Source organism: Streptomyces turgidiscabies Car8 (assembly GCF_000331005.1).
In the GTDB taxonomy this organism is placed as follows: domain Bacteria; phylum Actinomycetota; class Actinomycetes; order Streptomycetales; family Streptomycetaceae; genus Streptomyces; species Streptomyces turgidiscabies.
Genome location: NZ_AEJB01000223.1, coordinates 21681 through 47419, shown reverse-complemented (window position 1 = coordinate 47419; position 25739 = coordinate 21681). Strand labels below are relative to the sequence as shown.

Here is a 25739-nt window from a genome sequence, read left to right as displayed (position 1 = left end):
TCGGCGCACAGCGCATGGACACGGCCGAGTCGACTCGGAAGAGCGAGCAGGCGTACGCCATATCCCTCGGGATCCTTCGGGGCACGCCTCCGAGGGGCGCAGTGCCGGGCGATACGTCATAGAATCGTCCATATGCCATCCGCCAGATGGGACGGCCTTCATGATGTTCCCCAGGGAGGTAACGCCGGACGGAACGCATGGACCGTTCGAGACGGCGAACGTCGCCGCCGCCGTGATCGATGCGAAGGGCACGGTCATCGGCTGGACGGGGGCCGCCGAGCGGCTTCTGGGATACGGCGCGGCGGAGGTGCTGAACCGTTCCGCCGCCGTTCTGCTGGCGCGGTCCGAGGACGCGCCACGGGCGGCCGAGGTCGTCGAGGAGTGCGGAACCCGGGAGAGCTGGGGCGGCCTGGTGGGCGCCCGGCACCGTGACGGCCGCCGGGTCGAGGTCGGACTGCGGGTGACCGCGATGTCCGACACCGACGACCGCAGGGCCTGGCTCGTGTCGGCGATCGACGTGTCGAAGGCTCCTACCTGGGCGGTCAGCGGCGAGGTGCTGGCAGGATTCCTCACCCGCTCACCGCTCGGCATGGCCGTGCTCGGCCCGGACCTGCGGTACGTGTGGATGAACGACACCCTGGAGCGCTACGGCGGAGTGCCGCGCGACGAGCGGCTCGGGCGCCGGATGTCGGACTCGCTGCCGGGCCTGAACACCGAGGCGCTCGAAGCACAGATGCGGCAGGTGCTGGAGACGGGCAAGCCGGTCGTCGACTACGAGTACCGGGGCTGGACCTGGGCGGATCCGCACCAGGAACACGCCTACTCCACCTCCTTCTTTCGCCTCGACGACCCCGAAGGCAACCCGCTGGGCGTCTGCTACATGGGCATGGACGTCACCGACCGCTGGCGGGCCCGGGAGCGCCTGGCCCTGCTCAGCGAGGCAAGCGCCCGTATCGGGGGCACGCTGAACGTGATGGCGACCGCCCAGGAACTGGCCGACTTCTCGGTGCCGAGGCTCGCCGACTTCGTGACCGTCGATCTGCTGGAATCGGTGCTGCACGGCGACGAACCCGGTTCGGGGCCGGCCGACAGCGCGTATCAGGTACGGCGGGCCGGGCAGCAGTCGATCCACGAGGGCTGCCCGGAGTCGGTGATCGCCACCGGCGACTCGATCGACGCGCCCAGGTCGTCGCCGTACTTCGCGAGCATGGCCAGCGGCACGGCGGTGCTGCAACCGTTCCTGGACCCGGTCACCGCCCCGTGGATCGCGGAGGATCCGGCGCGGGCCAGGAGCATCGCGAAATTCGGGATGCACTCGGCGATGTGGGTGCCGCTGTCCGTGCGCGGCACCGTGCTGGGGGTGGCCTCCTTCATCCGTATGGAGCATCCGCAGCCGTTCGAGGAGGACGATCTGCTGCTCGCCGAGGAGCTGGTCAGCCGGGCCGCGGTGTGGGTGGAGAACGCCCGCCGCTACACCCGGGAGCACGCCGCCGCGCTGGCCCTGCAGCGCAGTCTGCTCCCGCAGAAACTGAACGGCGGCACCGCCATGGAGGTGGCCTCGCGGTATCTGCCGACCGACGCGCGGGAAGGGGTGGGCGGCGACTGGTTCGACGTGATCCAGCTGTCCGGGGCCCGGGTCGCGCTGGTCGTCGGTGACGTCGTCGGGCACGGCCTCAACGCCGCGGCGACCATGGGCCGGCTGCGTACGGCCGTACAGACACTCGCCGACATGGATCTGCCGCCCGACGAGCTGCTGGCCCACCTGGACGACCTGGTGATCCGCCTGACCGAGGAGAAGGGCGGCGACGACGAGCCCATCGCCACCGCCGTACTGGGCGCCACCTGCCTCTACGCCGTCTACGACCCGGTCACCCAGCTGTGCACCATGGCCCGGGCCGGACATCCGCCGCCCGCCGTGGTCACCCCGGGCGGCAAGGTCACCTTCCCCGACCTTCCGTCGGGCCCTCCGCTGGGCCTCGGTTCGCTGCCCTTCGAGTCCGCCGAGATCTCCCTCCCCGAGGGCAGCCTGATCGCCCTCTACACCGACGGCCTCATCGAGAGCAGCGACCAGGACATCGACGTAGGCCTGTCCCGGCTCAGCGACGTGCTCGCGCAGTCCGGTCTGCCTCCGGAGGAGCTGTGCTCGGCGGTCGTGAACAACCTGCTGACCGGCCCGCAGACCGACGACGTCGCCCTGCTCCTGGCCCGGCCGCACGCGCTGGGCGCCGACCGGGTCGCCTCGTGGGACCTCCCGACGGACCCGGCGATCGTCTCGAGCGCCAGGGAACTCGCCGTCCGCCAGCTTCTCGGATGGGGGCTGGAGGATCTGGCGATGACCACGGAACTGGTGGTCAGCGAGCTGGTCACCAACGCCATCCGGCACGGCACCGCACCCGTCAGGCTGCGCATGATCCGGCACGACAAGCTGATCTGCGAGGTGTCCGACACCAGCAACACCTCACCCCGGATGGGCCATGCGCGGACCACCGACGAGGGCGGCCGGGGACTGTTCCTCGTCGCCCAGCTGACCCGCCGCTGGGGCACGCGCTACACCCGCGCCGGAAAGATCATCTGGGCCGAGCAGGACCTTCCGGGGCGGGCGGGATCGGGGGCGTGATACTGGCGGAGGACCAGCCTTGGAACCAGTTCAACAGGAGAGTGCCTGATGCCTGATCGTGGGGCGTGGCTGAAGGCGTTGGCGCGCGTCGCCGACGGCCACGACGAAGCGGGCGGCGGCCCGTGCCCGGCCTGTGGGCGGGACGGACTCCGGGCGCGCTACATCGTCGACGCCGGCAGCAGGATCGGCTACGCGCTGCTCTGGTGCGACGCGTGTCTGCACGGCATCGGGGTGTCCCGTGTGCGCGCTCCGGAAGGCGTGCGGATGTGGCCGATCGGGGATCCGGCCTCGGTCGCGGGTGTCCCGGACTTCACGCACGACGGCTGACGACGGTGGCGTGGCGGGAAGCGCCCTACGGACGGCCGGGCGGGGTGCGCGCGCCCACCTCGCCTCGGTCGCTCTGACCCGCCGCCGCACCGGTGACCGGCGTCGTCAGGAAGGCGCCCGCAGGGCGTCCACCGGTTCCATTCGGGCGGCTCGTAGGGATGGGTAGAGGCCGGCGAGGAGGCCTACGAGGGCTCCGGCGAGAGGGGCGCCGAGGGCCAGGTTCATGTCGAGGACCGGGGTCCACTCCTTGAAGACGGCTACGCCCACCACGACGGCGATGCCCAGGGCCGCGCCGACGATGCCGCCGAGCAGGCCGATCGTCGTCGACTCCAGGAGGAACTGGCCGGCCACCTGCCGTCGTGACGCGCCCAGCGCGCGCCGCAGGCCGATCTCGCCGACCCGCTCCATCACCGTCACGAGAGTGACGTTGGCGATGCCGATCGCGCCGACCACCAGGGAGACCAGGCCGAGGACGAGGAAGAGGCCGTTGACGTCGTTCTGGACGCCGTCGCGTGCCTTGGAGAGATCCTGAGGGGCCACGACGGACAGGGATTTCTCCTTCCCGGGAGCCAGGGCGATCGGCGCCTGGCGTGCCACCTGCCGGGCCGCGCCCATCGCGGTGTTGATGAGGACGCGGGTGACGTCCCGCAGGCCGAGGCGGTCCGCGGCGGTGGTGGGCGGGAGCATCACGGCGGTGGACAGCCGCTGTTCGCGCTGGATACCGCCGAGGATGCCGATGACGGTGTACGACTGGCCCTGGAAGAAGATCGCCGGGGAGTCCTGCACCCGGCCGATGCCGAGCAGCCGCGCCGCCTGGTCGCCGAGCACCGCAACCTGGGCGCGGCGGGTGATGTCGCCGGCGTCGTAGAAGCGCCCGGCGGTCATCGCGCCGCGTACACCGGCGGGCAGGTCCGCCGAGGCGGCGACCACGGCCAGGGTCTGGGCGGAGAGGTCGCCGGGTGCCTTCACGTCGTTGGCCCGCACCTGGACGCTGTTGGTCAGCGGGGAGTCGGCGAGTGTGGCGGCCGAGTCGACGCCGGCCAGGTCCCGGACCGCGTCGGTCCCCGACCAGTCCACCAGCGGCCCGTCGTCCGAACCGGCCGGCACGGGCGGCACCGTCACGGTCACCGAGGTCGCGGTGAGCGCGTCGAACCGGCCGACGATCTGGTTGCCCGCGGTGGAGGCCACCCCGATGGTGATGACCAGTGTGGTGATGCCGAGCACCGTGCCGAGGGTGGTCAGGGCGGACCGTACGGGCCGGGCCATGACGCCCGCGAGGGCCTCCGTCCACAGGTCCCGGAGGTCCATCCAGGGGCGTTCGACGCGGGTTCCCGCCCCGGCCGGTACACGTTTCACTCGGGGTTTCACTCGGATCACTCGGTCTCCAGGGTGAGGCGGCCGTCGGTGATGCGAACGCGCCGGCCCGCCCGGCGGCTGACCGTCTCGTCGTGGGTGATCAGCACCAGGGTCATGCCCTGGGCGCACAGGTCGTCGAAGAGTTCCAGCACGGAGAGGGTGTTCTCGCCGTCCAGGTTGCCGGTGGGCTCGTCGCAGAGCAGCAGGGCGGGGTCACTGATCAACGCCCGCGCGATGGCGACGCGTTGACGTTCGCCGCCGGAGAGCCGGTCGGGCCGGAAACCCGAGCGGTGCCCGAGCCCGACCCGGTCCAGCGCCGCCCGGGCCCGGGCGAGGCGGGTACCTCGCCCGAGCCCGGGGCGCGGTCTGCGGTACGCCTCCGCCAGCATGACGTTCTCGTCGACGGTGCGGTACGGGAGCAGGTGGAAGGACTGGAAGACGAACCCGATGCGGCTGCCGCGCAGCGCGGTGCGTTCGAGGTCGCCCAGCCCGGTGGTCTCGACGCCGTCGAGCCGGTACGTTCCCGCGGTGGGCCGGTCGAGCAGGCCGAGCGTGTTGAGCAGCGTCGACTTCCCCGAGCCGGAGGGGCCGACGACGGAGAGATGCTCCCCGCGCCGCACGGTCAGGCCCACACCGCGCAACGCGTACACAGGGGGCTCGGAGTCGAACGTACGCTCCACGTCGGTGAGTTCGATGACGGCGTCCGGGTCGGGGGTCACTCGCCGACCACCACCTTGTCGCCCTGTTCCAGGGTCCCGCCGGTCGGCTTCACCTCGACGAGTCCGGCCGCGGAGAGCCCGACGGTGACATGGACGTCGCTCACCTTGCCGGCGCGCTCGACCTGTACCCGGGCCTTTCCGTCGGCCGAGGTGCGGATCGCGGCGAGCGGTACGACCAGCACCTCGCCGTCGGAGGCGCCGATCCTGATGGTCACCTTCACCGCGGTCTCGGCCTCGCCGGCCAGTGCGCCGGTGCTGGGCACGGAGATCCGCAGCTGCACCGGGGAGGAGGCGCCACCGGCGGAGGTGCCGGTGGCGGCGCCGCCGGTGCCCTCCTCCGGCGCCCCGTCGGACCCCTCGCCGCCGCTCGTATCCGTATCCGAATCCTCACCCGTGCCTGCACCGGTCGAGGGCGCGGCATCGGCGCCGAGTGCGGAGACGGTGCCCTTCGCCTTCTTGCCGTCCGTCGTCGTCAGCTCGACGGGCATGCCCTTCCTGAGCAGTTCGGCGTCCGTGCCGGGGACGACCGCCTGCACCTCCAGGTCGGAGCTGGTCACGGTGCCGATCGGGCCGGTCGCGGTGTCCCCGGTCTTCACCGTCACCTTGTTCAGCCGTACGGGCAGCTCCGGGAAGAAGACGACCTCCCCGGCCGGGAGCTTCGTCCCGTAGGTCGCCTGGAAGGTGCCGAGGGCGTCGTTCGCCAGCTCCAGCGACTTCTTCGCGGAGCCGACCTGCAGCTGGTGGATCTGTGCGTCGGTGCTGGACTGCGGGCTCGGTGAGCTGGTGCCGCCCTCCACGCCAGTCCCTGTCCCGCTGGTGGTGCTGGTGGTGCTGTTGGTGGTGAGGAGCGTCTCCTGGGCGGAGGACACCGCCTGCTGGAGCTGGCCCAGTTGCTGCTGGTCCTCCGCGCTCGGCTTCTGCGCTTCGTACCCCTTGTCCGCGTACCAGGCGGTGACCGCCGACGCGGTGCCCTGCCGGTAGTTGCCGCTGATCGACCCGGGATCGAACCCGAGCCGCCGCAACGCGCCCTGAAGTTGCTTGACATCGTCGCCGGAGGCACCCGGGCCCATCGCGCGGTACATCGGTACCTTTCCGCGCAGCGCGAGCACCGGACGGCCGTTGACCGTCATCAGTACGTCGCCCTCCTTGACCTCGCTGCCGGCGACCGGCGCCTTGGTGATCCGCTGCTCCGCACCCTCGCCGGCCGCGGCCGAGGACGCCCCGGTGCCGACCGAACCGGCCAGCGACAACGGGCGCGGCGAGGCGAACTCCACCGACCCCGACGCCACCACGGTCGCGACGAGGGACTGCCGCCGCACCGCCACGGTCACCGGGCCGGCCTTCGGGGCGCTGTGCTCGGCGGCGGCGTCGGCGGGGGAGCGCACCTGCGTACCGGCGACCCAGCCGCCCGCGCCGATCAGGACCACCACGCCTACCAGGACGGCCAGTTGCCGACGGCTGTTGAGTCGGCTCACGCGTTCTCCCCCCAGTACGGGTGGGCCTTCTCCTTGGGGAAGTACGCGGCGCGGAACTTCTTGCCGCACTCCAGGTCCTTCAGCGAGATGTCGATCTCCTTGGTGAGCAGCGGCAGCGCCTCCTCCTTGGTCATGCTGCGGGCGTTCTCCGGCACCTGCTGGTCGCGGCGCACCATGTCGGCCATGCCGGTCGGCTGGGTGGTGCTGACCGGGAGGCCCTGGCCCTTCAGACAGGTGGCGAACTCCTGTGCCAGCTGCACCAGTTGGGTGTCACCGTTGAGCGCGAGACCGTTCGCGCGGTTCTCCTCCACCTTGGCATCCCACGCCTTCTTCTCCTCCTCGGCGCTCTTGGCCGGCCCGTTCGCCGCCACCGAGCCCGCCAGTTCGCAGCCGCCGAGTTCCTCACGGCCCTTGCTCTTGGACGGGGAGCCCATCAGCGCCGCCTCGTACGCATTCTTCTGAGCGTCGGTGAACCCCTTCTCGTCGTTGTCGACGGGGCCGACGACCTTTCCTCCCAGCCTCCCTCCCCCGTTACCGAAGGGCGCCTGGGGGTCGTCGGGGTAGACGGCGGCCGCGTAGGTGCCGAACCCGTACTTCTCCCGGGCCTTCTTTCCCGCCGCGTAGTCCTCCGCGTCGAGCTCGGCCACGGCGTCTTGGCCGCCCCCGCTCGCCACGTGCGGGGTGTAGGTGAAGCCCTGCTTCTTCATGCAGGCCGCGATGGTGTTCTCCGAGAGGTACAGCTTCTTGGTGTCGTCGTCCGCGTCGTCCGGGACGTTGAGCTGCACCGCCCCGTCGGCATTCGTCGTACTGTCGTTCGCCGCGTTCGCGCCGCTCGCTCCGTTCGCGGAGGTGGAGCCCGTGTCGGACTTGCCGTCCGAACCGCCGCAGGCGGCCAGGATCGGCAACAGGCCGATCGCCAGGACGGTGGCCACGGAAACGCGGAGCCTCTTCGGCATGCTGGTGTGTGCGGTCATGGTGGAGAGGCTGGCCCCGCGGTGTGATGGGAACCGGCCCGGAGTGTGACCGAACGGCAACAGCCGGCCGCGGGGGGCGAGTATGTGATCGTCCCGTAACAGCCCTGGCCTGGCCTGGTGTCATACGGATACTGAGCACATGCCACGTGTCCTGCTCATCGAAGACGACCGCGCTGTCCGTGAGGGTGTCCAGCTCGCCCTGCGCCGTCAGGGACACGACGTCGCCGCCGCCGGGACGGGCGAGGACGGGCTGGAACAGCTGCGGTGGTTCCGGCCGGATGTCGTGGTCCTCGACCTGATGCTGCCCGGTATGTCCGGGCTCGACGTGTGCCGCCGCATTCGCGGAGCCGACGACCAGGTTCCGATCATCATGGCGACCGCCCGCGGCGACGACGTGGACATCGTGGTCGGACTCGAAGCGGGAGCCGACGACTACGTCGTCAAGCCGGTCCAGGCCCGGGTGCTCGAAGCCCGTATCCGTGCAGTCCTGCGCCGGGTCGGCGGCGCACTCGCCGACGGAACGGTACCGAAGATCGAGACCCACGGTGAACTGGCCATCGATCGGGCCGCGTTGACCGTCACACGCGAGGGCTCACCGGTCGCCCTCGCACCCTCCGAACTGCGGCTCCTGCTGACCCTCTCCGCCTCACCAGGTCAGGTGTTCAGCAGGCAACAGCTCCTGGAAGCCGTCTGGGAACACAGCTACCACGGCGACTCACGGCTGGTGGACGCCTGCGTCAAGCGGCTGCGCACCAAGATGGGCGAGCCCCCGGGGCAGCCGCGCTACATACAGACCGTGCGCGGCTTCGGCTACCGGTTCATGTCCCGGTGAAGGCCCCACCGCCGCTGCGCGGCCTGCGCGGCCGACTGCTGGTGGCGTTCCTGCTGGTCGCCGGTGTCGCCACCCTGACCACCGGCGCCCTCACCTTCCGGGAGGCGCGCACCGGGGTGCTCCAACAGAGCCAGGACAGTGTGATCGCCCAGTTCCGCGACCACGTCAACACCCTCGCCGCCGACCTCGACTTCCCGCCGGACCAGGGCCGACTGGACACGTTCGCGGCCAGGTTGGCGCGCTCCGAACCGTCGAAGAACTGGCGGGTGCTGGCCACCTACGGCGGCCTGAGCGCCACCTCCGCACCCGGAGACAGCTTCGACGAGCTGACACCCGCCCTGCGCAAGGCCGTTGCCGCCGACAGGAGCACCGTCTTCCAGCGGGTGACGACACGCGGCAGCCCCGCACTCGTCGTCGGCCTGCCGGTCACCTACGGCACCGCGGCCAAGCCCACGTCCGACCTGTCCGGCCTCGGCGTTTTCCTGACGGTGCCACAGACCACAGAACAGGCCTACGTCCAGGCCCTGGTCCCCGCCGTCGAGCGGGCCACGGTTCTCGCGCTGGTTCTGGCCGTCCTGCTCGCGCTGCTCGCCGCCCGCGGCGTGCTGCGGCCGGTACGGGAGCTGCGCCGGGCCACCCGCAGCATCGCCGAGGGCCACCTGGACACCCGGCTCGCCGTCAACGGCTCCGACGAACTAGCCGACCTCTCCCACACGTTCAACGAGACAGCCGCCGCGCTGGAGGAGTCGGTGGCCGAACTGCGCCGGATGGAGGCCCGCGCCCGGCGCTTCGCCGCCGACGTGTCGCACGAGCTGCGCACCCCGCTGGCCGCCATGTCGGCGGTCACCGACATCCTCGACGAGGACGCGGCCAAGCTCGACCCGGACACCGCGACCGCCGTACGGCTCATCAGCGAGGAGACCGTCAAGCTGGCCCGTCTGGTGGAGGACCTGATGGAGATCTCCCGCTTCGATGCGGGCGCTGCGGCACTGCACCTCGACGAGATCGACCTCGCCGACTCCGTCCGCCGTACCCTCGCCTCCCGGGCCTGGCTGGAGACGGTGGAGACACAGCTCCCCGAGCCCGGCGCGATCCGCGGGCGTCTCGACCCGCGCCGCCTGGACGTGGTCGTCGCCAACCTGGTCGGCAACGCCCTGCGCCACGGAGCGCGCCCCGTGCGGTTGCACCTGTTCGCGTGGGAGGACCAGGACACGGGACGGCGGGCGGTCATCGAGGTGCGGGACAGCGGACCGGGCATCCCCGACAGCGTTCTGCCGCACGTCTTCGACCGCTTCTACAAGTCGGACTCCGCCCGCACCAGAACCGAGGGCAGCGGCCTCGGGCTCGCCATCACCGCGGAGAACGTCCATCTGCACGGCGGCACGATCACCGCGGCGAACGGTCCGCACGGCGGCGCCGTGTTCACCGTGGAACTCCCGCTGTGGCCCGACGAGTCGACCCACGAAGCAGCACAGGAGGAGAGCCACCCATGAGGCGTGCCCACGGGGTCGTCCGGCCCGCGCTGCTGGCCGCGGCGGCGCTGCTGCTCTCCGCGTGCGGCATCCCGACGACCGGTGTGGTGGAGTCGGGGGAGCCCGGCACGGGTATCCGGTCGACCGTGACGCTCTACCTCTTCCAGGACCATGGCGGTCTGTTCGCGGTCCCGCGTGACATCCCTCAGCCGGCGGGCGTCGAGGCGGCCGTGAACACCCTGTTCGACGGTCCGGACGAAGCAGAACGGCGCGCGGGCCTGACCAGCGGACTTCCGAAGCTGACGAAGGATCCGAGAGTCCGGAGCGAAGGCGCCGGCGTGTGGATCGAACTGGACTTCGACACCAGGCCGCAGTTCGAGAAGACCCTCAAACAACTGAGCGGCTTCTCCCTCAATCAACTGGTCTGTACGGCCGCCAGAGCCCGCCAGGCCGAGGCCCCGGACCTGGGCGTGGTGTCGGTGACGATCACGGCCTCCCTGGGGACCCCGGAGAGCCGCTGGAGCACCAAGGGGGACAGCGTGGTCTGCGCCAAGGCGGGCCTGCTGCCCAGCAGTTCACGCTGATGCCGCGCTGATGCCCGGAGCGACGCTCCCAGCAGCCACCGGCACCGGGCGTCCAGCACCACGAAGCTGAGCGTCGAGCGGCAAACGGTTCCAGGCACCCGCCCGGCGTCGTCAGTCCCTCGCCAACCCCCGCAGGAGCAGTTCGACCAGGCGCCGCGGGTCGTAGCGCCCGTCGCTGTCGTGCCCGATGCAGAGGTTGCCGATGCCGCGCATCAGCTCGTAGGCCTGGGTGCCGGGCCTGATCTCGTCGGCGTCGACCGCCGCGTCCAGCAACCGGGCGCAGACGGGGACCAGGCGGTCGAGGAAGTAGGCGTGCAGGGCGTCGAAGCCACTGGTGTCCGACTGCATCGCGTTGGCGAGGCCGTGCTTGGTGACCAGGAAGTCGACGAACAGGTCGACCCACTGACGGAGTGCCACGAGCGGTGAGCCGGCGCCCGCCAGCAGGCTCGGGCCGGCCTCGGCGCAGGCCTCGACCTGGTGCCGGTAGACGGCGACGACCAGGTCCGCCCGCGTCGGGAAGTGCCGGTAGATCGTCCCCATCCCGACGCCCGCCCTGGCCGCGATCTCACGGATCGGCGCGTCGACGCCGGACGTGACGAACACCGCGGCGGCCGCGGTGAGGAGCGTCTGCTGGTTGCGCTGCGCGTCGGCCCGTTTGCCTCGGGTCGGCAACTCCCCCGGCCTGCCTGCAGAGTTCGCCACGCTGTCTTCCTCCGCCTTCTCCGCCTTCTGCGCCGTCCACGCCTTCACCGTCTATGTCTTTTCCACCTTTGACAAAGCGGAACAGTGCTCCGTATCGTAAACGGAGCAACGTTCCGCTTAGGCCCTCAGTGTAAGGGAAGTGCGCGTCATGACGGGAACCCCTGTCCTCTCGATCGCCCCGATAGTGCTGCCGACCCCTGACCGGGCCGTGGACCTGCGGTTACGTGTCTCCGCACCCGCTGTGTCCGTCACCGGGAACGGTGACCTGCCGGTCGTCCTCCTCTCGCACGGCCAGGGCTACTCGAACAACCTCTCCTCCCTCAACGGCTACGCCCCGCTCGTCAACTACTGGGCGGCACACGGCTTCGTCGTGATCCAGCCCACCCATCTCAGCTCGACGACGCTGAACCTGCCCGCCGACACCCCCGGCGCACCCCTCTACTGGCGATCGCGCGCCGAGGACATGTCGCGCGTCCTCGATCGGCTCGACGAGATCGAGGCCGCCGTTCCCCAACTCCCCGGGCGGCTGGACCGGGACAGGGTCGCTGTCGCCGGGCACTCGATGGGCGGCCACACCGCGAGCCTGTTGCTCGGCGCCAGGCTCACCGACCCGCAGGACGGGGAGGAAGCGGACCTCACCGAGCCCCGGATCAGGGCGGGCGTACTGCTCGCCGCGCCCGGCCGGGGAGGCGATGCCCTCACCCCGCACGTCAGGGAGAACTGGCCCTTCTTCTCGACCACCGACTTCTCCCGTATGACGACACCCGCGCTCGTGGTCGCCGGTGAGAAGGACGCCTCCGCCCACCTGACCGTCATGGGCCCGGACTGGCACACCGATCCGTACACCCTCGCCCCCGGCCCCAAGTCCCTGCTCACCCTCGTCGACGCGGAGCACGGTCTCGGCGGCATCTCCGGGTACGACGTAGCCGAGACCACGGACGAGAACCCGGCGCGGGTGTCCGCACTCCGGCGGCTCACCTGGGCGTACCTCCGCAGCGAGCTCTACCCCGGCGACCCCGCCTGGCGGACGGCGCGAGACGAGCTGACGGCCGACACCGACCCGGTCGGCCGGGTGGAGTCCAAGTGACCGGGTGACCGGTGGGCCACGTGACCGGCTGCCCGGCGGGCTGTGTGCTCAGGGTGTGATCAGGGCCGGTCGCTCGCACGCATCCCGGTGACGAACCGCCTTGCCACGTCCACCAGTTCGCTGCCGGGAGCGTCGCCGAGCAGGTCCGCCGTCAGGGTGACGTCCTTGGTGAGGGTCGCGTCGGCCGGCGTACCGGCGATCCCGGCCAGGGAACCGGCCCGCAGCCGTACGCCCGAGGCGACGCAGGCCGAACTGCTCGTCGTCAGGATGGCGGCGAGGCCCGCCGGGTCGATGCCCAACGCCTCACCGGCCCGCATCGCGTCGTCGGCGAGGGCGATCTGAGCGGCGAACAGGGTGTTGTTGACGAGCTTCGCGTACGACCCGGCCCCGACCCCGCCCAGGTGCACAACCTGTCCTGAGAGCGCGGCCAGCAGCTCGGCAACCTCGGCCAGCGCCTCCGCCTCCCCGCCCACCATGATCGTCAACTCGCCTGCGAGAGCCCGGCCTTGGCCCCCGCTCACCGGTGCGTCGAGGACGCGGAGGCCGTACGGTGTCGCACGCTCGGCTATCCCCCGTATCTGCGCGGGGGACAGCGTGCTGTGGACGAGCACCACGCTCCCTGCCCCGAGGGCGCCGGCCAGCCCGTCCGGCCCGAACAGGACCTCCTCCACGCCCGCCGCGTCGAAGACGCAGATGCCGACCGCGTCGACCCCCGCGCCCAGTTCGGCAGGGGTCGCCGCGAACGTCACGCCCTCCGCGCCCGCGAAGGGTTCGAGGGAATCCGGTCGTCGGGCGTACAGGGTGAGGTCGTGACCCTCGGCCCGGATGCGCTGTGCCATCGGCAGCCCCATGTTGCCGAGCCCGATGAAACCGACCTTCACGATGCCGCCCTCCGAGTCCCCGTGCCCTGGTCGTCCGGTGTCCGCGCAGCCCCCAGCACCTTCTCCGCCACCGCCTCCGAAGCCAGCACCGTCCCGATGATCCCGAGGTCGGCTCCCGCGTTCCGCGCGACCTCGTGCACCACGGTGACGTCCTTGCGCATGAGCGTCGCCAGCCGTTCCGCGACCGCGTCGACCGAACCCCCGCCGGCCACGACGGCCAGGGCGCGGCTCGCCCCGCTGCCGTGCGGCAACGCGCCCAGGAGGGTCCGTTCGTCGATCCCGAGCGAGCCCGCCAGCCGTACGGCGTCGATCGCGAGCCCGACCTGGGCGACGAACAGCGCGTTGTTCACGAGCTTCACACGCTGCCCGTCCCCGGCTTCCGCCCCGACCCGCAGGATTGGTGAGGCGTACGTCGCCAGCAGCGGTCGTACGTCCGCCAGAACCGTCTCGTCCCCGCCCACCCACAGCGTCAGTCGCCCTTCGGTGATGTCCTGCGGGCTGCCCGAGAGCGCCGCGTCGAGCACCCTGATCCCGCGCTCGACCGCGCCCTCCGTGAGGAGTCGGGCGGTCGCCGGGTCGGAGGTGGTGTGCTGGACGAGGGTCGCCCCGGGGCGCATCGCCGTGAGGGCGCCGTCCGGGCCCAGGCACACCGACCGCACCTGCTCGTCCGTCAGGACGGCGACGAACACGGCCTCGGCGCCCCGGACGGTCTCCGCGACCGTTCCGGCGCAGGTGAGGCCGTCGGCCTCGGTGGACGGACGGGACTCCGGGCGGCGTACGAGAACGGTGACCTCGTGGCCGGCGGCCCGCAGGCGGTCGACGATCGGGCGGCCCATCCGGCCCGCCCCGATGAATCCGAGCCTCACTGCTCCTCCGGTGTCGGCCGCACAGCAGGATCAGGTCTTTGGTTCTCAGGTTCTCCTGAGTGAGAAGAAGGTTCTCTTCCCGCTCAGGACAGTAGCGGTGCCCCGCGCCTCAGTACAGCCCCTTGTACGTCTGCCAGCCCGTCGCGATCCTCGTACGGGGCCCGAACGACCCCTTGCCGTTCCCGGAGTTGCGCCACACGTTCCCGGCCGTGTCACGCGAGACGATGTCCGCCCTCGCGTCGCCGGTGATGTCGCCGACGCCGATGACGGCGTTGTAGTTCGAGCCCCAGTTGGCGGCTACCTTCACCCGCGCCTTGAAACCGCCGGTGCCCGTGCCGTCGAACCGCCACAGGGTGTTGGACTTGTCCTGGGCCAGCAGGTCGCCGCGGCCGTCGCCGTTGAAGTCGCCGACGCCCACGATCCTCTTGTACGCCGACCAGTCGGCGGCGATACGCACCCGTGCGGCCAGCCTGTTCCCGCTGGTCCCCTTGTAGAGGAACACCTCACCCGTGGACGCCTTGCGCGCGATCAGGTCGGGGCGGCCGTCGCCGGTGATGTCGCCCGGGTAGGTGAGGACGTTGTACTGGTTCCAGCCGGTGCCGAAGGAGGTGCGCGCGGTGCTGGTGGTGAAGGTCTGCGCGTGCCCGGTCCGGTACGCCCGCAGCTCGCCGCTGCCGAACCGGACGAGGATGTCGTTGTCGCGGTCGCCGTTCAGGTCGCCGAACGGGACCAGCGTCACCGTGGAGGGCCAGCCCGAGGCCGACATGGTGGTGCCGAACGCACCCTTCCCGTTGCCGGGGATGTAGCTGATGACGCCGGACGGCTTGAGGCCGACGACGTCGCCGATGCCGTCGGGCTCCCAGGAGTTGTTGATGTAGTCGTGGCGTACCGGCGCCGCGGTGGAGATGTTCACCGTGCGGGACATCGTCAGCGTCGCGCCGGAGCCGTCGGCGGGCGGAGCTGTCAGCGTGAACGTGTACGCGCCGTTGGGGACCATGACACCCGCCGTGTCGCGCAGGTTCCAGCGCACGGTCGGTGCGCTGTCCGCCTCACCACCGGTGAACGTACGGATCAGGGCGCCGGTGGCCTTACTGGTGATCGTGGCCTTCCAGGACGAGGCGGGCCTGCTCAGCAGTCCGCGCCACTGCCACCACGGGTTGGTCTCCCCGTCGCCGTCGTGCTTGTTGTCGGTGGCCTCGGACTCGACGATGCCGAGCGGCTGGGGGACGACTCCGCTGGGTACCAGATGGATCCGGTTGGCCGCGTCGACGTACGCCGCAGGTCCGCCGAACTTGTCCACGGTCCAACTCGCCCCGCGCAGGCTGGAGTTGCCCGCAGCGAGCTCGCCGATCTGCCGGGTGGCCGCGCTGCCGTCGGCGAAGTCGGTAAGGAGCAGAACCCCGGCCGAGGTGTCGTGGCGTACGAGGTAGCCGTCGCCGAGCAGGGCCTCGCCGGACGGGACGGGGATGTTCTTCTTCGTCGTACGGTCCCAGACGCCGGCCGACGCGGTGGGGCCGCAGGACCAGTAGACCCAGCGACCGACGGTCTGGAGTTCCTTGGCGACGCAGGGAGCACCGGTGCTGACGGTGTCGGTCGTCCTGCCGGTCTTCAGGTCCCGGGCGGTGACGACGCCGTTGGCGGTGCCCGGGGTCCAGAGCCGGGATCCCCAGACGGAGGCAGCGGTGACGGAGCGGGTGAGGATCGGGTTCGGGTCCGTGTTGACGCCGAGGTCGCCGACGTACTGCCTGGCGGGGGAGGTGCCGTTGACGATCACATAACGGCCGGTGATGTCGAGGACGCTGCCGGAGGCGGACGGCATGAAGAAGCCCGCCGGGTCGGCGTCGATCGACTGGACGTACGACCCGATGGACGGGTCGGGAGAGTCGCTGAACGTCACCGCGAGCCCGCTGCCGGTGGCGTACGGACCCGCCCCGCGGCCGTCCCACGTCTGCCAGGTCGACGGTCCCGGCGAGTAGGACGTCCCGGTCGTCGAGATCCGCCGGGTGTAATAGGCGCCCATGAAGCTGCTGTTGGCCTCGTCGGTCGCCAGGTTGCCGTTCTGCAGCGACAGATGATCGATCCGCGCGGCCACCGCCGGAACAGCGGTCACCTCTGTCAGCGTCGGCGCGTCCGCCCCCGTGTCGGCGACCTTCCGTACCGCCCAGTGCCCGGAGTCGGCACCACCCGCGACCAGCAGGCCGCCGTCGGGCGTGGGCGTGAGCGAGGTGCTCGCGTGCGGGAGCAGGACGGCCGGGTCACCGCCCGCCAGCGGGACGGCCATGAGCCGTTGGCCGGAAGTGCCGGAGCCGGAAGACGAGGGGACGGAACGGGCGACCACCAGCCAGCGCCCGGCGATGCCCAGATAGGGGGTGCCCTCGGTGCCCGGCAGCGTCACCGTCGTCTCGGCGGCCGAGAGGTCGGCGCGGTCCAGGACGTGGGCGGTGGTGAGTGTGGCGGACCAGACCAGTCTGTCCGCGCTCAGCGCGACGGCCGTCGGCGCGGTGGACACGATCACGTCGCCGGTGACCTTCGCGGCGGCCAGGTCCACCAGGGCGAGGTGGCGCTGACCGCCGAGCGCGTAACTGATGACGGCGGTGTCGGCGTCGCCGCCCAGGGCGACGAAATTGCTGGTGATCCCGGTCGGCCAGCCGTCGACGGTCGTGCCCTCGGCGGGCGCGCCGTCGCCATAGAGCCACAACCCCCGGTTTCCGGCGGCATCCCGAGCCTGCGTCAGCACATGTCTGCCGTACGTGGCCCAGTACGCGCCGTGGGTGAGGGTGACATCGGTCGACGTACCGGCGGCCATGTCTCGCAGGACGACCTTCGAGGTCGACGAGACGACATCGGTCACGGTGTCGGACGACGAGCCGAGGTACGCCGCGAATTCAGCCCGGGGGAGTTCGCCCAACTCGGTCGTCGTACCGGTGCCGTACGACGTCCAGAGGTAGCCCGACCGGCCCTCCTGGGCGTGGAGATAGCCGCTCGGACCGGCGGAGTACACCCGGTCCCCGCGCGGGACATACCGGCCCGACTGGAAGACGGTGTCCGCGCCGGCCGTGGCGGCAGCGGTGGTCTCCGCGCCCGCTGGGACGGACAGCGGGCCGGGACCGGCGGTCACGATGAGAACGGCGAAGGCGGCTGTGGCGCCACGGGCAGCGGTACGGCGACGACGGGCCAACGTGGGTCTCCTGGACAGCGGCTGGACGGAAAAGAGATGGTCCAGCCCCCCGGCTGTCCCCCCATGACAAGCGTCACGAGGTTAACAGCGGCCCCACAGCCATCAGGTCAGGTACTGGTCAACATTCCGCACGCTTCGGACATCCCGCTCGACGGTCCGCGCGAGAATCCCCAACGTCGCCCGCAGCGCCGACTCCTGGAGGATGGGGAACACCCCGGCGGCCCGGTAGCGCTCGTGGATGCGGCTCCAGTCGTAGTACGAGGTGACCTCGGTGCCGTCCGCGGTGGGGCGGAGCCGGTAGCCGAAGTGGTGGTTGACGGAGGGCTGGAAGCCGGGGGACGTCGGGGTCCACTCGATGAGCGTGTCCTGCTCGAACCGGGTGATCTCCACGGTGACGTCGTAGCGGCCCATCGGCCGGTCGTTCAGCGCCTCGCGGTCCATGTGCACGACGAACGAGTCCCCGGCCGCGCGCACGGCCTCGCCGTCGGCGGCCTGGAGCATGCCCGAACTGTCGATCGCCACATGCCCGTCGGGGTCGCAGAGAAGGCCGAATATCCGGGCCGCCGGTGCCGCGATGACCCGGACCACCTCGAACCGCTCCACCACCTTCGCCTCCTCCACTTGCCCTTCCTCCTCCTGCTGCTGCGCTCGCTCCGCTGCCATGGCGCTTTTGCTCCCTCTCGTCGACCGGCCGGGAATTCTAGCTTCCGGGCAGGTTGTACCGGGCGGCGACCAGCGCGATGTCGTCCTCCGGGTCGATGGGGGCGACCTGGTCGAGGACCAGGTCGAGAAGGTCCTCGGGGGCCGGGCAGCCCCGGATGCGGGTGAGGCGGCGCAGAGAGGCGTCGATGTCCTCGTGGCGGCGTTCGATCAGGCCGTCGGTGTAGAGGAGAAGGGTGTGGCCCGGCTCGCAGGGGGCCGTGAAGGAGTCGTAGCGGCTGTGGCCGGTGCCCAGCGGCGGGCCGGGCGGCACGGGGAGGAGCGTGGCCAGGCCGTCGGGGCGGAAGACGACAGGGGGCAGGTGCCCGGCGCTGGCGTAGGTGCAGGTGCCGCGGCGCGGGTCGGCGATGGCGATCAGGCAGGTCGCGGGGCGGTCGGCGGCGGTGGTGTGCAGCAGGTGGTCGAGTTCGAGCAGGATGCGGTCGGGGCCGGGTTCACGGGCGGCGACCACACGCAGCATGGCCTGGTAGCGGCTCATCGCGACGGCGGCCTCCAGACCGTGGCCCATCACGTCGCCGAGGGCCAGCAGCGTACGTCCGTGGTCGAGGGCGACGGTCTCGAACCAGTCCCCGCCGACGAGCACACCCCGTCCGGCGGGCCGGTAACGGTAGGCGACATCGATGTCGGGGTGCGGCCGGCCCGGCTCGGCCAGCAGGGCGCGCTGCAGCTGGACGACGGCGTCGTGCTCGGTGGTGTAGCGGCGGGCGTTGTCCAGGCTGATGGCGGCCCGGCCGGCCAGGTCCTGGGCGATCACGGCGTCGGTCTCGTCGAACACGGGTGACTCGCCGGCCCGGACCATGGTGACGGTGCCCACGTCGTGGCCGCGCGCGGTCAGCGGCACGATCAGGGCGGAGTGGATGCCGGCGGCCAGATAGGCGGAGACGTTCCCGGTGTGGGCCCCGGCGCGGCCCATGTCCTGCTCGTCCATCAGGTTGTCGATCACCGGCCGCCCGGCCGCCAGGCACCGGACGACGGACGAGCCGGGCTGGTGGTCGACGTACTCGCCGGGCCGCCCCAGTGGCCGCATCACCGTCTCCAGCTCGGGCACCGCCGCGAGGGCCGCCCGGCGCAGCCGCAGCGATCCGTCGCGGGGCGCCCGGCTGGTGCCGTGCTCGGGGAGGACCTTCACGGTGGCGGCGTCGGCGAGCTTCGCCACCAGGAACTCGGCCAGCTCCTGGCAGGTGGTGTCCATGTCCAGGGTGGTACCGACACGGGTGGCGGCCTCGTCGAGCAGGGCGAGTCGCTCGCGGGCCCGCTCCAGCTCCCGCTGCTCCTGCCGGGCGGCGGAGATCTCCAGGACGATGCCGACGATGCCGAGGGTCTGGCCGTCCTGCCGCAGCCGGTGGTAGGCGCCGTGCCAGTAGCGGCGCTCCAGGGGTGAGTCGGCCTGCGTGTGACCGCTGGAGATCGTCTCGCGGGGGACGCCGTCGTCGATGACGGCCCGCAGTACGTCCTCACGTGCCTCGACACCCGGGACGACCTCGGCGACGGTACGCCCGATGTGCTCGGCGGCCGGTACGCCGTTCATCCGCGCCAGGGTGGCGTTGACGTACCGGAAGCGCAGCTCGGTGTCGAGGACGGCGATGGCGGCGGGCGTCCCGTCGAGAATCTGCCCGAGCAGCTCACGCACCCGCGCGGACCAGACGCGCCAGAAGCCCGGATCACCCTCCGGCGCCTCCACGCCCAGGCCCTCACCCTCACTTTTGCCCGCGCCCATGTCGCCGGCCCGCTGCCGGTCCACTCCAGCATCCGATCACGAGTCGGGGGGGAGCGCATGTGGAGGTGGGGAGGAGATGTTCGGGCCACCTCGCGTTCGTGCCGCAGCCGAGCGCTGGTCATGGCTCACCGTCGCCCCCTCTCCCGGACGGCTGACGGCCTGCCTGCGGCGCCCCTGGGAGGGGCCGGCCCCGCCGCATGCGGGCTGCTCACGACCGGTCGGACCCTGATGGACACCATCGTTGTCAGTGGTGGCGTGCATGATCGGCGCATCACTTCTTCTCTACCGGGGCGGGACACATGCCGATCACGAACCAGCAGGCAGCGGGGCACGCGTTTCTGGGGCTGATGTACGAGGACTCGTACTACCCCGACCACGTCGTCGACAAGGGCAGGACGATCCTGGTGCGGCTGTGCGAGCGGATCGAGGCCGAGCAGCCGTCGGATCTGGCAGCCCTGTACGTGTTGACCCACGCGGCGACGGAGGAGTTCAACCTCCTGGACGCGGAGTTCGGGGCCGCCGGGAGCGAGATCGAGACGGTTGCCCGCGAGGAGATCGGCGAGAACTTCTGGTTCGTCGCACAGGCCTACGGGTTCACGGACGCGGACGTGGAAGAGCTGATCGCCACCCGGGAGTGGTGAGGGACAAGCCGGCCGCAGCGGCAGGCTCGTGCGCGGCTACGCTTCACGGCACAGCCGCTCTGGAGCAGGACCGGGGGAGCTACCGGTGAACCGACCGCTGCTGTTCCTCGACGTGGACGGGCCGCTCAATCCCTACGCGGCCCAACCGGAGAGGCGTCCCGTCGGCTACACGACTCTCCGAGTGCCTCACAACAGCGGAACCTCGGACGAACACCGGGGACTTTCGTCCCGGCGGCGCCCCTTGCGGGTCTGGCTCAACCCGGAGCACGGGCGATCACTTCTCCAGCTCGGTTACGAACTGTGCTGGGCCACCACATGGATGGACAAAGCCAACCGGTGGATCGCCCCGGTACTCGGGCTTCCCGAACTCCCCTTCGTCGATTTCGGCGACGCGTTGTTCCAGGACCGCCCCGACGGGATTCACTGGAAGACCGCTCCCCTCGTGGACTACGCCGACGGCCGTGCCTTCGCCTGGGTGGACGACGAACAAAGCGTTCTGGACCAGGCGTACGTGGCCGCCCACCACCACGGGCCCGGGCTCCTGCACCACGTGAATCCGCGAATCGGCCTGCTCGAAGACGACTTCCGCACCCTCGCCGACTTCGCCGAATCCCTGGACACTCCCCAGGCCACCGGCTGAGCGAGTTGTCCCCTTCACGGACGGCTGGGGCAACCCGAGGGGCGCAGTCACACGTTGATGGCTACGGTGCCGTCCCGGCCCGTCACCGCCAGGACCGCTCGCCGACCTCACAGTGGTAGCAACGCGCGACAACGCCGTCGTGGTTGTACCACTCGTGCGCACCGCAGTCAGCGGTGCCTTTCCCGGCGATCCCCCGATCGACCAGGAACCACGGCAGGCCCCGCCGTAGCCGGGTCCGCCACCGATACCTGCCCTTGCGCGTCATGAGGCCAGGCTACGGCTGCCGTCATCAGCGCTGCCGGAGACCGGTACGACGGCGTTGCCGTCGGCGGTGCGGCGTCTGGCGGACGTGAGCGGGCCACCGTACTGCTGGGCGCAGTTCGACGGCCCGCTCGTTCACCTGTACACGCGGCTGGGACGGCGAGGTCGGTCAGGTGAGCCAGCTGTTCGCGGCGCAGCCGGAGCTCTGCACCCACCGGTGGGAGGAGATGTGGGTGGGCACGCTGCCGCTGGTGTACTGGTTGTCGGTCACGTCGTCCGCGTACAGCTCGTACGGTGAGAGGCAGACGTACCCGTGCTCGTAGGCGTAGTTGAGCGCCAGGTAGAAGGCGACGACGTCGTTGCCCCCGATCGTGCCGTTGTTCGCGACGGACTTCGGCTGGTTCCAGTCGCTGCCCTGGAAGGGCCCCGAGCTGTCGCTCCAGTCGGGGTCGTTGCCGGGGGTGACTCCGAGGAGCGTGCCCGTGCAGTCGTACCCGGACCAGGCGCGGACGTTACCGTCGCGGCCGTGGCTGCTCCACTCCGCTGCGCAGTACCCCTGGCTCTGCACCGCTGCGTGGGCGGACGCTGGGACGGCGAGACCGAGGGCCAGCAGGCCCGAGGTCGCGATCGCTGTGGTCAACTTGCGCATGTGTACTCCTGGTTGTCTGTCTCATCGGAGATGTGCTGATCCCACGGTGGTGACCATGGACGTGGTGCGTGACCGTGCGCGCCGTCGTCACGGGAGATCCTGAAACGGGGGTCTCACGTGCGCGGTTCGACGACCTCCGCGGCCCGGGCGAGGGCCTGGAGCTGGAGGCGCGCGTAGGTGTCGAGGTCGCTGCCGTACCGGCTGCGAAGCCTGTTGACGTAATAGGTCTCGCGCTCGTTTCCGATGGACCGGAGCGAGGTGTTCTTCGCGCATGTCGCATCGGCGACCGCGAGCTTCCGTTCCGCCTCGAACGCCTTGTCAGGGCCTGTCTTCAGGCCCTGCTCGACGGCTGCCTGACGGGCCTCTTGGGGATTGCGGAACGGGTGACCGGCACGGGTCATGCACCGGGACCAGGAGACCAGCGCCGAAGCGAACCGTTTGTCGGCCATCACCTGGGGGACGTACAGGGGTTGCAGACCCATCGTCGTCTTCTCCGCACGGAACCAGGCAACCGGCTCTCCGTGCAACTGTCTCTCCGCCTCTGCCACACAGCCGCCCACCCGCTTGCGGACTGTCCCGCCGGTGGGCACCTTGGCCGTGATCACGGGGGCCTCGACGCCTTCGTCCAGGGCCTTGTCGTACGCCGCACGTCGCTCGTCGGAGAGGCCTTTGCGGTAGGCGAGGTTTCTGTTGGTGAGCCGGGCGCGCTCGTGCTTGGCGTCGATACGGCTGCCGTAGCCGTGCTTGTTCGCCCAGGCGACATCGTCGGTGACCCAGCCGAGCGTGCGGCTCTCCTCAAGGCTCAGCCGCTCCGCCTCCCAGAAATCGAAGCCCTTGCGCGTCATGCAGCGTTTGATCAACCGCTGTTGGGCATCCGCGATACGGAGCTGCTCGGCGTCGGTCAGCTCGCGCAGTTGCTTGCTGTCGGCCGAGTTTCCTCGCTCGGCCCCAGGCTGCTTCGCATCCCGCTCCTGCGGGCCACACCCCGTAGTGACAACGCCCAGAGCCGCCGTCACGACGAGCGCAGCAGCGCACATGCGCTTCATGAACACCCACTTCCCCCGATGCGGCGCGTAGTCCCGGTCCGCGGTTGCCGCCCTGCGGACCGAGAGCAACGTACGCGGCGAGGCGCCGCCTGCTGTCCTGACATCTGTCAGGACCACTCAGGCCGCTACCGGAGCGCCTTGCACGACCACGACCAGGAAGCACGGGGTGCGTCGGCGAGATCAGCTTCGTGTCTGCGACGCGTACGACGACACCGCCGCCGGAGAGCCGACAGTCAGACCTTGATCACATGGGCACTCGTGCCGCACAGCCTGAAAAGATCCTCGGGGTCCGAGGTCAGGACGGTCACCGGAGCCGGTGAGGCGAGTGCCGTGGCGGCGACGATCGCGTCGAGGGCGTACTTGTGCCCGTGCAGGCCTGCTGCGGCGAGCAGCTTGCCCGCGTGACGGGCGATGGCCTCGGTGGGCGGGACGATGTTGACGCGGGACACCACATGGTCGAAACGGGCCTGGCTGGTCCTGGGATCGCGGGCTTCGACGAGGGTGACGGAGCTGACGACCACACGAATGTCCTCGGCTTCGGCAGCGGCGAGCCACTCGGTGAGCTCGGGTGTGCGTCGTACGACGTTGGACAGCCCCTCGCAGTTTAGAACGAGCGTCCCCGTCACACGGCGTCCGCCGAGTCGGCCGTGCCTCCACGCAGCAGCGCCCGCTTGGCCTCGACGGCGGCCTGATCGACCGGGCCGTGTTCGGCTTCGGCTTCTTCGATGAGTTCGCGCAGCCGGTCCCGCTCCAGCTGGCGCTGGATGAGGGCTTCGACGTACGCGGACATCCCTCGTTTGCCGGTCCGCTCCTTGAGGGCGGCGATGGTGCCCTCATGGAGAGAGACGGAGACGGGGCGGACGGGGCCTTCGCCGGGGGCGGGGGGTGTGGCCATGCCGCCGACCTTAACAAGAGTTTTGTTATTCAGACTGATCACACACTCGAACTCGTGGCGGGCCGCTACGAGGAAGGCTCATCGCACAGGGAAGCAGGCCGCGGGTCTCCGAATGGGTGGTGGTCAGCGCCACTCGGCCGGAATGTGGGCCACCTGCTCCAGCAGGTCCCAGTCCTTCGGGCGGGAACCGGGTGAGCTCCACGGGGCACCCTGGCCGAGCCAGTACCCGCGGTAGCTACGGATCCCCATGACGCCGACGTCGCTCATGCTCGGCTCGTTGCCGCAGCACGGGCAGACGGCACCTTCATTGGGCCAGCCCTGTTCCCAGAAGGGCTCCACTCCGTCGTCGTATCCACAGACGCGGCAGACGGTCTCCCACTCGGGGCCCGGCGGGCTCCCAGGTTCGGACGGCATGCGGTGGTGCGACTCCTGCTTCAGCGGAACTCGTGAACCACCTGGATCTCGCCGACGATGTGGTCGTTGAGGTCGTCCAGTTCCTCGGCCGGAATCCAGAGTTCGAGGATGGTCCGGCCGCCGGCCTGCTGGACGGGATACCGGCTCAGGAACTCCGAGTCGACCTCGAACCGGGTGACGAAGCCGGCACCGTCATGCTTCACGTTCCAGTCCCGCGCGATCTTGACCGCGTAGTCCTCGTTGAGGACCGGATAGAAGATCGGCTGCTCAGGCAGTCGAGGCGGCCACGCACGCCAGTTCAGATCACGGACCAGGTCCAGTTCCTTGGGGCCGGTAGGACGCCACAGGGTGGTGGTCGGTGCATGCCGGCTGGTCATGTGCATCGCTTTCTGAACCTGTGATTCTGTGAAACTCGTCGCTGAGGCCTCACCGCGAGCGGCGCGACCGAACTCCCCGTCCTTTGCACCGACCAGGAACGCCTGCCGGCCGCCGGGGGCGAAGGTGAGCAGCGGTCCGCTGAGCCGGTCCTTGCTGTCGCGTACGGCTCGGCCGCCGGTGATGGTGTCGGCGACCTCTACGCAGTTGCTCTGTGTCCCCGAGTACGACGACTTCCGGAAGGTGCCTGCAACCTCGGTCACGATGTGTCTTCCTTGGTGGTCCGCAGTACACGCCGGATGAGCCTCGTACTCGCGTCCGGTGTCAGTGCCGCCGAGCGTAGTAGGTCGTACGCGTTGGCGTAAGCGGTTAGATCCTCGGGCCCTTCGAGGACCGATGTGCCGCGCAGGTTCTCCAGGGTCACGGCTTCCACCGTCGGTTCCGCGTCGAAGCTGAAGGTGGAGAAAGCAGAGGTCAGGGCAGCCAGTGCACCCGCGCTGAACGGCAGCACCTGCACGGTGATGTTCTTCCGCTTCCCGATTGGCCTTCGTTGTCAGTGGCGGATTTTAGGGTGTGGCCGAGAGGCTGGAAGAGCGGGAGGCCCTGGCTTGGGCCCGGTCAACCGGTTCGGCCATGCCGGTGAACCTCGTTGAGGACGTGCCGCGTTCGCGCCAGGTCTTCGCGGAGGAACAGTTCGCCCCGCTCTTCGACAGGCTCGGCCTTCCTCGCGCGCCGGAGGGTGAGGAGGGGCACGACGAGGACAAGGAAGCGGGCCGAGATGGGTTTCGAGGGTCAGGTCTGGCGCCTGGAGCGGGACAAGGTGTTGCTCGGCGAGATCATGATCGAGGACGCCGACTTCCCCTGGCTGAGCGGGCGTTTCGTACCCGAACCGGCGTTCGCCGCAGTCGAGCCGTGGTTCTCCGAGACGCTCGCCCTCCTCGACGCGGAGCGGTACGACGAGTTCGAGGACACCTACGACCGCATCTCCCGCGCCCTCACCCTCGTAGCCCCGTCAGGCCCCGTTGCAGAATTCCTTTTGCACATTCAGGGAAGTCAGGCCTGGTTCCGGTGGAGTGACGAACCCTTCGGCGAATCGTAGGAGGACGGGGCTCCGCACCAACATCAACAGGAACAAAACCTTCCACATCTCGTCGAAACTCGACCTCATCCGCTCTACAACCCTCGTTCTGCTCCAGAAGTCTCTGTGCGTGAACCTTGAGGTTCTACGGTGTTCGCGGGTTTGCCGTGATTACTGCTGGGCAAGCGCCCGCCGTTCCGCTGCCGGCCGTCGTCGTCGTTCTCGGGGCGTGG

The 25739-nt window shown here is 70.4% G+C and carries 26 protein-coding genes and 1 pseudogene; 9 read left to right on the top strand and 18 right to left on the bottom strand.

Annotated elements, in window-relative coordinates:
* The first annotated feature begins 160 nt into the window (after positions 1 to 160).
* Together STRTUCAR8_RS14815 and STRTUCAR8_RS14810 are read left to right on the top strand one after the other, a co-directional pair.
* Complete coding sequence (locus STRTUCAR8_RS14815; protein ID WP_006376535.1) at positions 161 to 2617, top strand: SpoIIE family protein phosphatase; 2457 nt, start codon at positions 161 to 163, stop codon at positions 2615 to 2617.
* A gap of 48 nt (positions 2618 to 2665) precedes the next feature.
* On the top strand, positions 2666 to 2944 hold the full coding sequence (locus STRTUCAR8_RS14810) for a hypothetical protein (RefSeq protein WP_006376532.1): 279 nt from the start codon (positions 2666 to 2668) through the stop codon (positions 2942 to 2944).
* A gap of 105 nt (positions 2945 to 3049) precedes the next feature.
* On the opposite strand, the gene STRTUCAR8_RS14805 is transcribed toward STRTUCAR8_RS14810, so the two are convergent.
* From STRTUCAR8_RS14805 to STRTUCAR8_RS14790, 4 genes are read right to left on the bottom strand one after another with little or no spacing between them, the layout of a single operon-like run.
* Positions 3050 to 4300: an ABC transporter permease gene (locus tag STRTUCAR8_RS14805; RefSeq protein ID WP_006376569.1), complete on the bottom strand. Its 1251-nt coding sequence runs from the start codon at positions 4298 to 4300 to the stop codon at positions 3050 to 3052.
* A 17-nt stretch (positions 4301 to 4317) separates the two neighbouring features.
* A complete protein-coding gene (locus STRTUCAR8_RS14800) occupies positions 4318 to 5019 on the bottom strand; it encodes an ABC transporter ATP-binding protein (protein ID WP_006376539.1) in 702 nt (233 codons plus the stop codon).
* Positions 5016 to 6494, bottom strand: coding sequence for a peptidoglycan-binding protein (locus STRTUCAR8_RS14795; protein ID WP_006376561.1), 1479 nt, complete (start codon positions 6492 to 6494; stop codon positions 5016 to 5018). The genes STRTUCAR8_RS14800 and STRTUCAR8_RS14795 overlap by 4 nt, the downstream gene beginning before the upstream one ends.
* On the bottom strand, positions 6491 to 7468 hold the full coding sequence (locus STRTUCAR8_RS14790) for a hypothetical protein (RefSeq protein ID WP_044472214.1): 978 nt from the start codon (positions 7466 to 7468) through the stop codon (positions 6491 to 6493). Before STRTUCAR8_RS14790 ends, STRTUCAR8_RS14795 begins: the two co-directional genes overlap by 4 nt.
* Before the next feature lie 139 nt (positions 7469 to 7607).
* On the opposite strand from STRTUCAR8_RS14790, the gene STRTUCAR8_RS14785 reads away from it, so the two are divergent.
* The 3 genes from STRTUCAR8_RS14785 to STRTUCAR8_RS14775 are packed head-to-tail and all read left to right on the top strand — an operon-like array spanning position 7608 to position 10356.
* Positions 7608 to 8300 (top strand): response regulator transcription factor, encoded by a 693-nt coding sequence (locus tag STRTUCAR8_RS14785; RefSeq protein WP_006376534.1) that lies wholly within the window; start codon positions 7608 to 7610, stop codon positions 8298 to 8300.
* The gene (locus STRTUCAR8_RS14780; protein WP_006376584.1) at positions 8297 to 9793 is read left to right on the top strand and encodes a sensor histidine kinase; all 1497 of its coding nucleotides are present in this window, start codon (positions 8297 to 8299) and stop codon (positions 9791 to 9793) included. Before STRTUCAR8_RS14785 ends, STRTUCAR8_RS14780 begins: the two co-directional genes overlap by 4 nt.
* Positions 9790 to 10356 carry a hypothetical protein gene (locus STRTUCAR8_RS14775; protein WP_006376545.1) on the top strand — a complete coding sequence of 189 codons (567 nt, stop codon included), beginning with the start codon at positions 9790 to 9792 and terminating at the stop codon, positions 10354 to 10356. Before STRTUCAR8_RS14780 ends, STRTUCAR8_RS14775 begins: the two co-directional genes overlap by 4 nt.
* Before the next feature lie 111 nt (positions 10357 to 10467).
* On the opposite strand, the gene STRTUCAR8_RS14770 is transcribed toward STRTUCAR8_RS14775, so the two are convergent.
* A complete protein-coding gene (locus STRTUCAR8_RS14770) occupies positions 10468 to 11058 on the bottom strand; it encodes a TetR/AcrR family transcriptional regulator (RefSeq protein WP_006376544.1) in 591 nt (196 codons plus the stop codon).
* Positions 11059 to 11206: 148 nt separating this feature from the next.
* On the opposite strand from STRTUCAR8_RS14770, the gene STRTUCAR8_RS14765 reads away from it, so the two are divergent.
* On the top strand, positions 11207 to 12145 hold the full coding sequence (locus STRTUCAR8_RS14765; RefSeq protein ID WP_006376579.1) for an alpha/beta hydrolase family protein: 939 nt from the start codon (positions 11207 to 11209) through the stop codon (positions 12143 to 12145).
* A 59-nt stretch (positions 12146 to 12204) separates the two neighbouring features.
* Here the strand turns inward: STRTUCAR8_RS14765 and STRTUCAR8_RS14760 are convergent, their stop codons facing one another.
* The 5 genes from STRTUCAR8_RS14760 to STRTUCAR8_RS14740 form a co-directional block, all read right to left on the bottom strand.
* The gene (locus tag STRTUCAR8_RS14760) at positions 12205 to 13026 is read right to left on the bottom strand and encodes an NAD(P)-dependent oxidoreductase (RefSeq protein ID WP_006376567.1); all 822 of its coding nucleotides are present in this window, start codon (positions 13024 to 13026) and stop codon (positions 12205 to 12207) included.
* Entirely contained in the window at positions 13023 to 13892 is an 870-nt protein-coding gene (locus STRTUCAR8_RS14755; RefSeq protein ID WP_006376568.1) for an NAD(P)-dependent oxidoreductase, read from the bottom strand. The genes STRTUCAR8_RS14760 and STRTUCAR8_RS14755 overlap by 4 nt, the downstream gene beginning before the upstream one ends.
* A 109-nt stretch (positions 13893 to 14001) precedes the next feature.
* Positions 14002 to 17070: an FG-GAP-like repeat-containing protein gene (locus STRTUCAR8_RS48735; protein WP_006376541.1), complete on the bottom strand. Its 3069-nt coding sequence runs from the start codon at positions 17068 to 17070 to the stop codon at positions 14002 to 14004.
* Positions 17071 to 17172: 102 nt separating this feature from the next.
* Complete coding sequence (locus STRTUCAR8_RS14745) at positions 17173 to 17733, bottom strand: SRPBCC family protein (protein ID WP_006376575.1); 561 nt, start codon at positions 17731 to 17733, stop codon at positions 17173 to 17175.
* 37 nt (positions 17734 to 17770) lie between these two features.
* On the bottom strand, positions 17771 to 19531 hold the full coding sequence (locus tag STRTUCAR8_RS14740; protein ID WP_006376552.1) for a SpoIIE family protein phosphatase: 1761 nt from the start codon (positions 19529 to 19531) through the stop codon (positions 17771 to 17773).
* Positions 19532 to 19806: 275 nt separating this feature from the next.
* Here STRTUCAR8_RS14740 and STRTUCAR8_RS14735 point away from each other — a divergent pair, with 275 nt between their 5' ends.
* Complete coding sequence (locus STRTUCAR8_RS14735; protein ID WP_006376518.1) at positions 19807 to 20148, top strand: DUF5713 family protein; 342 nt, start codon at positions 19807 to 19809, stop codon at positions 20146 to 20148.
* Positions 20149 to 20233: 85 nt separating this feature from the next.
* Positions 20234 to 20788 (top strand): hypothetical protein, encoded by a 555-nt coding sequence (locus STRTUCAR8_RS14730; protein ID WP_006376578.1) that lies wholly within the window; start codon positions 20234 to 20236, stop codon positions 20786 to 20788.
* A 430-nt stretch (positions 20789 to 21218) separates the two neighbouring features.
* Here STRTUCAR8_RS14730 and STRTUCAR8_RS14725 read toward each other — a convergent pair whose 3' ends face one another.
* The 8 genes and pseudogenes from STRTUCAR8_RS14725 to STRTUCAR8_RS14695 all read right to left on the bottom strand — a co-directional run bounded on the left by STRTUCAR8_RS14725 (position 21219) and on the right by STRTUCAR8_RS14695 (position 24969).
* Positions 21219 to 21698 carry a hypothetical protein gene (locus STRTUCAR8_RS14725; RefSeq protein ID WP_006376566.1) on the bottom strand — a complete coding sequence of 160 codons (480 nt, stop codon included), beginning with the start codon at positions 21696 to 21698 and terminating at the stop codon, positions 21219 to 21221.
* Positions 21699 to 21811: 113 nt separating this feature from the next.
* Positions 21812 to 22744: a hypothetical protein gene (locus STRTUCAR8_RS14720; protein ID WP_044472226.1), complete on the bottom strand. Its 933-nt coding sequence runs from the start codon at positions 22742 to 22744 to the stop codon at positions 21812 to 21814.
* A gap of 233 nt (positions 22745 to 22977) precedes the next feature.
* Positions 22978 to 23370, bottom strand: coding sequence for a type II toxin-antitoxin system VapC family toxin (locus tag STRTUCAR8_RS14715; protein ID WP_006376553.1), 393 nt, complete (start codon positions 23368 to 23370; stop codon positions 22978 to 22980).
* On the bottom strand, positions 23367 to 23639 hold the full coding sequence (locus STRTUCAR8_RS14710) for a hypothetical protein (RefSeq protein WP_006376577.1): 273 nt from the start codon (positions 23637 to 23639) through the stop codon (positions 23367 to 23369). The genes STRTUCAR8_RS14715 and STRTUCAR8_RS14710 overlap by 4 nt, the downstream gene beginning before the upstream one ends.
* Before the next feature lie 123 nt (positions 23640 to 23762).
* Positions 23763 to 24053 carry a hypothetical protein gene (locus STRTUCAR8_RS14705; protein WP_006376588.1) on the bottom strand — a complete coding sequence of 97 codons (291 nt, stop codon included), beginning with the start codon at positions 24051 to 24053 and terminating at the stop codon, positions 23763 to 23765.
* Positions 24054 to 24073: 20 nt separating this feature from the next.
* The gene (locus tag STRTUCAR8_RS53355) at positions 24074 to 24436 is read right to left on the bottom strand and encodes a hypothetical protein (RefSeq protein WP_199791684.1); all 363 of its coding nucleotides are present in this window, start codon (positions 24434 to 24436) and stop codon (positions 24074 to 24076) included.
* An 87-nt stretch (positions 24437 to 24523) separates the two neighbouring features.
* Positions 24524 to 24691: pseudogene (locus STRTUCAR8_RS53350) on the bottom strand (DUF397 domain-containing protein); the annotation flags it as partial.
* Positions 24688 to 24969, bottom strand: coding sequence for a Scr1 family TA system antitoxin-like transcriptional regulator (locus STRTUCAR8_RS14695; protein WP_044472213.1), 282 nt, complete (start codon positions 24967 to 24969; stop codon positions 24688 to 24690). The gene STRTUCAR8_RS14695 and the pseudogene STRTUCAR8_RS53350, both read right to left, overlap by 4 nt.
* Positions 24970 to 25206: 237 nt before the next feature.
* On the opposite strand from STRTUCAR8_RS14695, the gene STRTUCAR8_RS14690 reads away from it, so the two are divergent.
* On the top strand, positions 25207 to 25527 hold the full coding sequence (locus STRTUCAR8_RS14690) for a hypothetical protein (RefSeq protein ID WP_006376536.1): 321 nt from the start codon (positions 25207 to 25209) through the stop codon (positions 25525 to 25527).
* Positions 25528 to 25739: the final 212 nt, after the last annotated feature.